Raw genomic sequence first — 9,457 nt, 5'->3', positions numbered from 1 at the left:
CGGCACCAGCCCCGAGGGCGGCAACAGCCACGCCGCCGCCAACCGGCAGGGCATCCCCGCGATCCTCGTCGAGACCGGCCAGCTCGGCGACCGGCACCCGGACACCGTACGCAGGCTCCTCGACGCCCTCCACCGGATCCTGCACCACCTCGGCGTCATCGAAGCGCCGCAACACCTCGCACCGGTGACCGCGCAGCCGCGCGACTGGATGTGGACGGGCGAGGTGGAATCTCCGGCCACCGGCCTCTGGTACCCGGACGCGGTCACCGGCGACGAGGTCACCGAGGGGCAGACCATCGGCCGCGTCATCGACCCCGTCGACCGCATCGAACACAAGGTCACCGCCGTTTCCAGCGGGACGATCATCTACCACATGAACGGGCTGACCGTGCGCCCCGGCACGCACCTCGCCGCCATCGCCATTCCCCACTGACGGGGTTCCTGGCCCGCCTGCCACGGGGATACGCGACCTCGATCGATTCGTTAAGGATCCGCTGTGGACGCCATCGACGAGAAGATCATCGCCGAGCTGACCCGCAACGCCCGCATCTCGCACTCCGATCTGGCAGGCAAGGTGCTGCTGTCCCGCAACGCGGTGCGCCAGCGCGTCGAACGTCTGGAGCGCCAGGGCCACATCGCCGGCTACACCATCGTCCGAGCGGGCCACGACACCGGCACGGTCGTCTCGGCGCTCGTACTCGTCTACCGCCAGGACCGCATGCGCGGCGGCGACGTCCTGGCCGCACTGAAACGCATTCCCGAGGTCGTCATCTGCGAGATCCTCAGCGGCGACTTCGACATCATGGTGCGCCTCGAAGCGGCCTCGCTGGAACGCGTCCGGAGCATCTGGGAGGAGATCGCCAAGATGCCGGGCGTACGGGACACGGTCACCGCACTCACCCTGTCCCGGGTGGTCGATCGCCCGCGGGGAGAGCAGGGGCCCGCGGCGGCGGGGTGAGCTGCGCGGTGGCGTGGCGCGACCGAGCAGTTCACCCCAGGGCGGAGGGCACGGCCGCCTGGCCTCAGCGGGGGAAGGCGGTCAGCGGACCACTTCGGTGAGGTGGTTGACGCAGACGACCTTGGGCTGGGTCATCTCCTCGAAGGCGAAGCGCACGCCTTCGCGGCCCATGCTGCCGTACTTGAACCCGCCGAACGGCATGGCGTCGAACCGGTAGTCGGACGAGTCGTTGATCATCACTCCGCCTGCCTCCAGCAGCCGGGCCGCGGTCAGGGCGCGGTCCAGGCGCGAGGTGAAGATGCCCGCGTGGAGGCTGTAGTCGATGGCGTTGGCCTGCTCGATGGCGTCCTCGAAGGAGGTGAACGGCTGCAACACGACGACCGGGGCGAACACCTCCTCCTGCCAGATCGAGCAGGTCGCCGGGACGTCCTCCAGGACGGTCGGCGCGTACAGGGAACCGGTGACGGCGTTGCCGCACAGCAGTACCGCGCCCTCGGCCACCGCCGTGTCGACCTTGGTCCGGGTGGCGGCCGCGGCCTCCTGGGTGATCATGGGGCCGACGTCGGTGCGCTCGTCGAGGGGGTCGCCGACGCGCAGCAGCCTGGTGCGGGCGACGAAGGCGTCGCGGAAGCGCTCGTAGACCTCGGCCGCGATGAGGATCCGCTGGGTGCCGATGCAGTTCTGGCCGGCGGCCCAGAACGCGCCCGAGACACAGGAGGCGACGGCCTCGTCGAGATCGGCGTCGTCCATGACGATGACCGGGGCGTTTCCGCCCAGATCCATCGCGAGCTTCTTCAGGCCGGCCGTGCGGGAGATGGCCTCGCCGGTGGCGAATCCTCCCGTGAAGGACACCATGCGCACATCGGGGGCGGCCACGATCGCGGCGGCGATGTCGGCATCGCCGTTGACGACGGTGACGATCTCCTCGGGCAACCCGGCCTCGATGAGGGTGTCGACCAGGCGCAGAGCGGTCAGCGGGGTCAGCGCCGACGGTTTGAGGATGACCGCGTTGCCGCCGGCGATGGCCGGGCCGAGCTTGTGGGCGACCAGGTTGAGCGGGTCGTTGAAGGGCGTGATGGCGGCGATGACGCCCAGCGGTTCCCGGGTGAACCAACCCTGCCGTTTCTCCGAGCCCTCATGGGAGTCGAAGGGGATGACCTCGCCGGCGTTGCGTCGTGCCTCGGCTCCGGACAGGGCCAGCGTGTTGACCGCGCGGGCGACTTCCTTGCGGGCCTGGACGACGGTCTTGCCGGCCTCGCTGACGATGAGCTGGGCGAAGGACTCGGAGCGCCGCCGGATCAGACGGGCGGCGCGTTCCAGGACCGCGGCTCTGGAGGCGCGGGACAGCGCGGCCGCGGTGCGGCGCCCGCACCTGGCCTGCTGGAGGATGCCGCCGAGGGCGGTGACGTCGGCGGTGGGCACCGAGGCGATGACCTCGCCGGTGTACGGGTTGTGCACGAGCGTGGTGTCGGTGCCGAGTGCGATGCCGGGGGGCACGGCGGTGTCAGACACGGTGGGTCTCCTTCAGAACGGGGCGCGTGGGAGCGGAGTCGTCGTCCGCGTGACGCCGGTGGATGGCGGTGATGTCCGACAGCAGGGCGTAGGCGGTCTCGGTGCGGCCGGCGCCCGGCCCGGAGACCGTGACGGTGCCGAGGAGGTCGGTGTGGAAGGCGACCGCGTTGACCGGGCCACAGATCCCGGCGAGCGGGTGCTGGGCGGGGAGGGCGAGCGGGGTGACGCGGGCGTCGACACTGCCGTCCTCGTGGCGGGTGGCGGAGCCGACCAGTTTCCACCGCAGCCCCTTCGAGGCGGCGTCCCGCACCTCGTGCGAGGTGAGCGAGGAGATGCCCTCGCAGAAGACGTCCTCGCGGCGCAGGTCGGCGCCGAGGACCTCGTTGGCCAGGATCATCACCTTGAGCTGGACGTCGTGGCCCTCGATGTCCGCCGTGGGGTCGGCTTCGGCGTACCCGAGTTGCTGGGCCTCGGCGATGGCCGCCGACAACTCGACGCCCTCTTCGAGGCGGCCGAGGACGTAGTTCGAGGTGCCGTTCATGATCCCCTGGACGCCGGTGATCTCCAGGCCGCCGAACATGCGCTCGGCGGTGCGCAGGACGGGGGTGCCACTGAGTACGGAGCCCTCGAACTCGAAGCCGACCCCCTGCTCGGCGGCCAGCCGCTTCAGGGCGCGGCCGGCGAGTGCGACCGGTCCCTTGTTGGTGGTGCACACGTGCTTGCCCGATTCCAGGGCCCAGCGCACATGGGAGAGGGCGGGCTCGCCGTCGGTGGGGTTGGTGAACGTCGCCTCCACGACGATGTCGGCCGGGACCTCGCGGATCACCCACTCGTTGCGCGGTTCAGCGCTGCCGCCGGCCAGGTCCGCGAAGCTCAGCTCCCCCGGCTCGGCGGCCAGCAGCGGCGCCAGATCGATGCCGTCGGTGTCCACCAGGGAACCGGCTCGCAGATCGGTGATCGCCACCACCCGCAGGGCGAAACCCAGCTCCTCGGCCAGACGGTCCCCGTGCTGGGACATGAGTTCGGCAAGCGCGCGGTTGACGCCGCCGAATCCGATGAGGGCGAGATCGTATCGGCCCATGAGATCGCTCCTTCGCAGTCCGCCGCCTTCACGGTGCGGCTGCTGAGGAGCCTCGCCGCTGTCCCTGTCACCCGCTCCCTGTCACAACGGCCACGCCGCATGCCGATCTGCTCTGTCCCCGGCAATTCGCCCGCCCTGCCCCGTCCGGCCTCCGGCAACGCCTCCGCTCCGCCCCGGGGGCCGTTGTCAGTGGTGGCAGGCAGGATGACGGGCATGACGACTCCTGTTGCACAGATCGTGGATGCCGCCGCCTACGCGCAGGCGGTCGAGGACGCGGTGAGGGCCGCGGCCGCCTACTACGAGGGCGGTACCTCGCCGCTGGACGACGACACCTACGACCGGCTGGTGCGTGGCATCGCCGCGTGGGAGGCCGAGCATCCCGACGAGGTGCTCCCGGACTCGCCGACGGGGAAGGTCGCGGGCGGTGCCGTCGAGGGCGATGTGCCGCACACCGTGGCGATGCTGAGCCTGGACAACGTGTTCTCCGCGGAGGAGTTCACCGCGTGGGCGGCGTCCCTGGCCCGGCGTGTCGGTCACGAGGTGGATCAGTGGAGCGTCGAGGCGAAGCTGGACGGTCTCGCGGTCGCCGCCCGCTACACCCGTGGCCGCCTCACACGGTTGATCACCCGGGGGGACGGGACGGCCGGGGAGGACGTCTCGCACGCTGCGGGCACCATCGAGGGCCTGCCCGAGAACCTGTCGGAACCGGTGAGCGTGGAGGTGCGTGGCGAAGTCCTCATGACGACGGCCCAGTTCGAGCACGCCAACGAGGTCCGCACCGGGCACGGCGGGCAACCCTTCGCCAACCCGCGCAACGCGGCCGCGGGCACACTGCGCGCCAAGGACCGCGCCTACACGGTGCCCATGACGTTCTTCGGCTACGGCCTGCTGCCCCTGCCCGACACCGACACCGCCCTCGCGGCGCGGCTGGGCGACCTCGCCCACAGCGATCTGATGGTCATGGCCGCCGACCTCGGGGTGAACACCACCGCCTCGACCGCGGCGCCCGGCAGAGTGGCCCGCAGCAGTGAGCAGGTGCTGGCCCGGGTGCAGGAGATCGCGGCGCTGCGGGCTCAGTTGCCGTTCGGGATCGACGGGATCGTCATCAAGGCCGACCTGGCCGCCGACCAGCACACGGCCGGATCCGGATCACGGGCTCCCCGGTGGGCGATCGCCTACAAGCTCCCGGCCGTGGAGAAGATCACCCGGCTGCTGGAGGTGGAGTGGAACGTGGGCCGCACAGGCATCATCGCCCCGCGCGGCGTGCTCGAGCCCGTCGAGATCGACGGCGCCACCATCACCTACGCCACGCTGCACAACCCCGCCGACATCACCCGCCGTGACCTCCGGCTGGGCGACCATGTCATGGTCCACCGGGCCGGCGACGTGATACCGCGGATCGAGGCCCCCGTCGCCCACCTGCGCACCGGCGACGAGCAGCCCATCGTCTTTCCCGAGGCATGCCCGCGCTGTGGTTCCGCCATCGACACCAGCCAGGAACGCTGGCGTTGCGAGCAGGGCCGCAACTGCCACTTGGTCGCTTCTCTCTCCTACGCCGCCGGCCGCGACCAGCTCGACATCGAAGGCCTCGGCGCCACCCGTGTCGTCCAACTCGTCGAGGCCGGCCTGGTCGCCGATCTCGCCGACCTGTTCACCCTCACCCGCGAGCAACTGCTCGGCCTGGACCGCATGGGGGAGACCAGCACCGACAACCTTCTCACCGCGATCAGCGCCGCCAAGGCCCAGCCGCTGTCCCGCGTGCTGTGCGCGCTCGGCGTACGTGGCACGGGCCGGTCGATGTCACGGCGCATCGCCCGCTGGTTCGCGACCATGGACAACATCCGCGCCGCCGACGCCACGGCCATGCAGCAGGTCGAGGGCATCGGCACCGAGAAGGCCCCCTCCATCGTCGCCGAACTGGCCGAACTCGCCCCGCTCATCGACAAACTCGTCGCCGCCGGAGTGAACATGACCGAGCCCGGCGCCACACCGCCGAGCCCCGTCGGCGCCGACGCGGGAAGCGATGCGAACGCCGAGGGCGGGCCGCTCACGGGCATGACCGTGGTGGTCACCGGCGCCATGTCCGGCCCGCTGGAGAAGCTCAGCCGCAACCAGATGAACGAACTGATCGAGCGGGCCGGAGGGCGCTCCTCCTCCAGCGTGTCGAAGAAGACCACCCTGGTCGTCGCCGGGGAGAACGCCGGATCCAAGCGGGCCAAAGCCGAAGCCCTGGGCATCCGCCTCGCCACACCCGACGAGTTCGCCACCCTGGTGGCCGACTATCTGCTCTGACCCGCCTCCCACACGCTCCGTGCGACTCGGCCGTCATGGCCGCACCCCGTGTGCACCGCCCTGCCACGCCAACGCCGACAGGCGCGTCTCTCAAGGCAGTTCGGGTTTGTGGGCGAGGAAGGTGGCGAAGGACCTCGTGGCTCCTTCACGGGGCTCCTCCACCAGACGCGCGGTGAGGGCGAGCCCGGCCTGCGTCAAGAGCTCCGCGATCCGATCCGGCGGCAACAGGTAGGACTCGTAGGACACCGGATGACCGCCGTAGGCGTGTGTCGGGCGTAGATGCTGGTCGGCTCCCACATGACCGGCCAGCATCAGGGTGCCGCCCGGCGCGAGGACGCGGTGGAACTCGCCGAACACCACGGGCAAGAGCGCCGGAGGGGTGTGGTGGGTGGAGTAGTAGGCGAGGACGCCGCCGAGGAGGTTGTCCTCGATGGGGAGAGAAGTCATCGAGCCGACACTGAAACGCAGATCCGGGTGGGTTCTGCGGGCCAGCTCGACCATCGCGGGCGACAGGTCGACGCCGAAAACGGGAACCTGCCGCTCGGCAAGGTAGGCCGCGACTCTCCCTGGCCCGCAGCCCAGATCGGCGACGGGGCCGAGACCGGCCGTTCGCACCACCTCGGCGAACACGTTCAACATGCCTCGCGACAGCGGATCCAGCTCGTCCGGGGGCTTGACCTGGTCGACGTAGTCGGCGGCGACGGTGTCGTACGACTCCCGGACGGCGTCGAGATAAGAGAGATCAGGCATGCGGGCGACTCTAGTGAGGGCCCGCGGCCCAGGTGATCGCCTTGGCCCACATCGCCACCGGCGCCGCCTGGCACGACGCCGTACCGGGACCGCAGGACCACGAGGCCGTCGGGCCGGGCCACGGGGCGGCCGGGACGGTTGGCTCGCGCGGCTTCCCGGGAGATGGAGCGTGACGGAACGGCCGTCCGACGCCGGTCGTTCAGCGCCGTCGCGGACCGCGCGGTCGTGGTGGAGGTGAGGAGGCCGAGGCCGGGCCGGCTGAGATCGCCGCCGCCGTGGCATTCCTCATCGGCCCCGAAGAGCGCTACATCAACGGTACGGAGTGACTCGTCGACAGCGGTCGGGCCGCGTGGTCGCGCCGGCACCAACCGGCGTGACGCCCCCGGCTGCCCCGGCGCGGCACCCTCCCGCACCCCGAACGAACTCCCAGGACAGCAGAGAGGACGACGATGTCCACCCCGCATCCCCTCCGCCGCCGACTCACCGGACCCCGCGCGACTCGCCCTCGACGAGCCGGATTTCGACGCGGAGGCCCTGCGCGCCATGGGAGAAGGCGTACGAACGACGGGAGGACCAGCGACCAGCGACCGCCGACAGGCCCGCGGCTCAACCGGCCCAGCCCGCTGCGGGGTTTGAACGGCATCGCCTTCGGCCCCGACGGGCCCGTGCTGCGGCTGACCCCGAGGCCCACACCGACGCCGACGATCCCGACTCCTGTGTCTCAGCCGGAGCGGTAGAGCGCCGTCAACAGCTCGATGGCCGCCTGGGCGGCGGGATGCGGGTCGTCCCGCCACCAGGCGAGGCGGACGGCGACCGGCTCGGCGTCGCGCACCGGCCGGTAGACGACACCGGGCCGCCGGTACTGATGGGCCGTGGACTCCGGGGTGACCCCGACGGTGCGGCCGGTGGCGATCACGGTGAGCCACTCGTCCACGTCGTGGGTCTCCTCCATCGCCGGCCGGGAGCCCGGCGGCCACAGTTCGGCGGTGGTCGTACCCGTTCTGCGGTCCACCAGCAGGGTGCGCCCGCCCAGGTCGGCGAGGCGGACCGAGCGGCGGCGGGCCAGCGGATCGTCGGCGGCCATCGCGCACATCCGCCTCTCCAGGCCCACGATGGCCGACTCGAACCGGCGGTCGTCCAACGGTCTGCGGACGACCGCGAGATCGCAGGCGCCCTCGGCGAGCCCGGCCGTCGCGGAGTTGACCCGGACGAGCCGCAGTTCCGTCTCCGGGTGCGCGGCGTCCCAGCGGCGCTGGAAGTCCAGCGTGTGCCGGCCGAGCGCCGACCAGGCGTACCCCATGCGCAGCCGGACCTGACCCGACATGGCCTCCCGGACCAGATCGTCGACCTCGCCGAGCACCCGCCGGGCGTGCGACACCACCCGCGACCCGGTCGGCGTGGGCGTCACCGCACGGGACGTACGCCGCAGCAGCCTCGCCCCCAGGGCCCGTTCGAGGGAGGCGAGGGTGCGGGACACCGCGGCCTGGGACACGCCGAGCGCGATCGCGGCATCGGTGAACGTGCCCTCGTCGACGATCGCGACGAGACAGCGCAACTGGCGCAGCTCGACATCGGGAACCGTCGGCGGCGGGTCCACGCGTCCGGGGTCGTCCATGGGGTCGGGGCCGTCCATGGGGCTGGGGGCATCCATGCGTCCAGCGTATAGATCGTCCGGCCTATGCATTTGGTGCAACCGGGGAAGCGGCGCACGATCAGCGCATGAGTGCCGCTCCCGCCACCGCCGCAGCCCCGATCGCCCCGCTCCCCGAGCCCGCTGCCGCGCGGCCGGCCGGGATCGCCACCATGGTCGGCAGCGGCCTGTCCAACCAGGTGGGCGCCGCGCTCGGGGCGCTGGCCTTCCCGGTGCTCGGGCCCGTCGGGGTCGTGGCGATCCGCCAGTACGTCGCCGCGCTCGCTCTCCTGGCCGTCGGCCGGCCGCGGCTGCGGTCGTTCACGGCGGAGCAGTGGCGGCCCGTGGCGCTGCTCGCGCTGGTCCTCGGAACGATGAACCTGTCGCTGTACACCGCGATCGACCGTGTCGGCCTGGGTCTCGCGGTCACCCTGGAGTTCCTCGGCCCGCTCGCCGTCGCCCTGGCCGCCTCGCGGCGCCGCGTGGACGCCGTGTGCGCGGTGGTCGCCGGCGCGGGCGTGGTCACGCTGATGCGTCCCCAGCCGTCCACCGACCATCTGGGCATGGGCCTCGGTCTGCTCGCCGCCGTCTGCTGGGCGTCGTACATCCTGCTCAACCGCACCGTCGGCCGCCGGGTCCCCGGCGCGCAGGGCACCGCGGCCGCCGCCACGCTCTCGGCGCTGGTCTTCCTCCCCGTCGGCCTGGTCGTGATGGTCCGTCAGCCGCCGACCGCCGGAGCGGTGGGGTACGCCGTCGCCGCCGGGATCCTCGCCTCGGCCGTCCCCTACCTCGCGGACGTGTTCACACTGCGTCGCGTCTCCGCCCAGGCGTTCGGGCTGTTCATGAGCGTCAACCCCGCCCTGGCCGCCCTCGTCGGCCGGATCGTGCTCGGCCAGCACCTGGGCGTCGTCGAATGGACCGCCATCGGCGCGATCGTCACCGCGAACGCCCTGAGCGTCCTGGCCCCCCGTCACTGAATCGGTCCGGACGCACGAAGTCCAGCCCGTCGAACGCCTGCTTGCCGAGCGCCTCGTGTGCGGCGATGTGGCCATAGCCGGTGGCCATCTTGAAGCCCTTCCCGGAGAATCCCGTGGCGCAGTAGATGCTGCTGTTCTGATCCAGCCGGCCGATGAGGGGATGCCTGTCCTGGGTGAAGAGGTCGGGGAAGGCGTCGGCGCGCGCGATGGTGGGGATCAGGCCGGGAAAGAATTCGGTGACGATCTCGGTGGCCTTT

General features: G+C 71.6%; 9 protein-coding genes. 4 read left to right on the top strand and 5 right to left on the bottom strand.

What is annotated here, in order from left to right; genetic code table 11:
• Both M8J73_RS36760 and M8J73_RS45345 read left to right on the top strand, forming a co-directional pair.
• Positions 1-433, top strand: a 433-nt coding sequence (locus M8J73_RS36760) for a succinylglutamate desuccinylase/aspartoacylase family protein (protein ID WP_249829593.1), incomplete at its 5' end; no start/stop codon positions are given.
• A gap of 63 nt (positions 434-496) precedes the next feature.
• On the top strand, positions 497-958 hold the full coding sequence (locus M8J73_RS45345; RefSeq protein ID WP_055541492.1) for an Lrp/AsnC family transcriptional regulator: 462 nt from the start codon (positions 497-499) through the stop codon (positions 956-958).
• Positions 959-1,039: 81 nt separating this feature from the next.
• Here the strand turns inward: M8J73_RS45345 and M8J73_RS36750 are convergent, their stop codons facing one another.
• Positions 1,040-2,470 carry an aldehyde dehydrogenase family protein gene (locus M8J73_RS36750; RefSeq protein WP_079055120.1) on the bottom strand — a complete coding sequence of 477 codons (1,431 nt, stop codon included), beginning with the start codon at positions 2,468-2,470 and terminating at the stop codon, positions 1,040-1,042.
• On the bottom strand, positions 2,463-3,551 hold the full coding sequence (locus tag M8J73_RS36745; RefSeq protein WP_055541493.1) for a homoserine dehydrogenase: 1,089 nt from the start codon (positions 3,549-3,551) through the stop codon (positions 2,463-2,465). The genes M8J73_RS36750 and M8J73_RS36745 overlap by 8 nt, the downstream gene beginning before the upstream one ends.
• Positions 3,552-3,764: 213 nt before the next feature.
• Between M8J73_RS36745 and ligA the strand changes: the two genes are divergently transcribed.
• On the top strand, positions 3,765-5,843 hold the full coding sequence (gene ligA, locus M8J73_RS36740; protein WP_055541494.1) for an NAD-dependent DNA ligase LigA: 2,079 nt from the start codon (positions 3,765-3,767) through the stop codon (positions 5,841-5,843).
• 90 nt (positions 5,844-5,933) lie between these two features.
• Here the strand turns inward: ligA and M8J73_RS36735 are convergent, their stop codons facing one another.
• Positions 5,934-6,593, bottom strand: a complete 660-nt coding sequence (locus tag M8J73_RS36735; RefSeq protein WP_055541495.1) for a class I SAM-dependent methyltransferase — start codon at positions 6,591-6,593, stop codon at positions 5,934-5,936.
• Positions 6,594-7,314: 721 nt separating this feature from the next.
• Positions 7,315-8,208, bottom strand: coding sequence for a LysR family transcriptional regulator (locus M8J73_RS36730; RefSeq protein WP_055543353.1), 894 nt, complete (start codon positions 8,206-8,208; stop codon positions 7,315-7,317).
• Positions 8,209-8,312: 104 nt separating this feature from the next.
• Between M8J73_RS36730 and M8J73_RS36725 the strand changes: the two genes are divergently transcribed.
• Entirely contained in the window at positions 8,313-9,200 is an 888-nt protein-coding gene (locus M8J73_RS36725) for an EamA family transporter (protein WP_249829592.1), read from the top strand.
• On the opposite strand, the gene M8J73_RS36720 is transcribed toward M8J73_RS36725, so the two are convergent.
• Positions 9,160-9,457 (bottom strand): FAD-dependent oxidoreductase (locus tag M8J73_RS36720; RefSeq protein WP_249829591.1); only part of this gene is annotated, 298 nt, incomplete at its 5' end. The genes M8J73_RS36725 and M8J73_RS36720 overlap by 41 nt on opposite strands.

The organism is Streptomyces neyagawaensis (assembly GCF_023516595.1).
GTDB lineage: Bacteria > Actinomycetota > Actinomycetes > Streptomycetales > Streptomycetaceae > Streptomyces > Streptomyces neyagawaensis.
The sequence above is the reverse complement of the archived record's forward strand: the minus strand, read 5'-3'. Positions and strand labels throughout refer to the sequence as shown.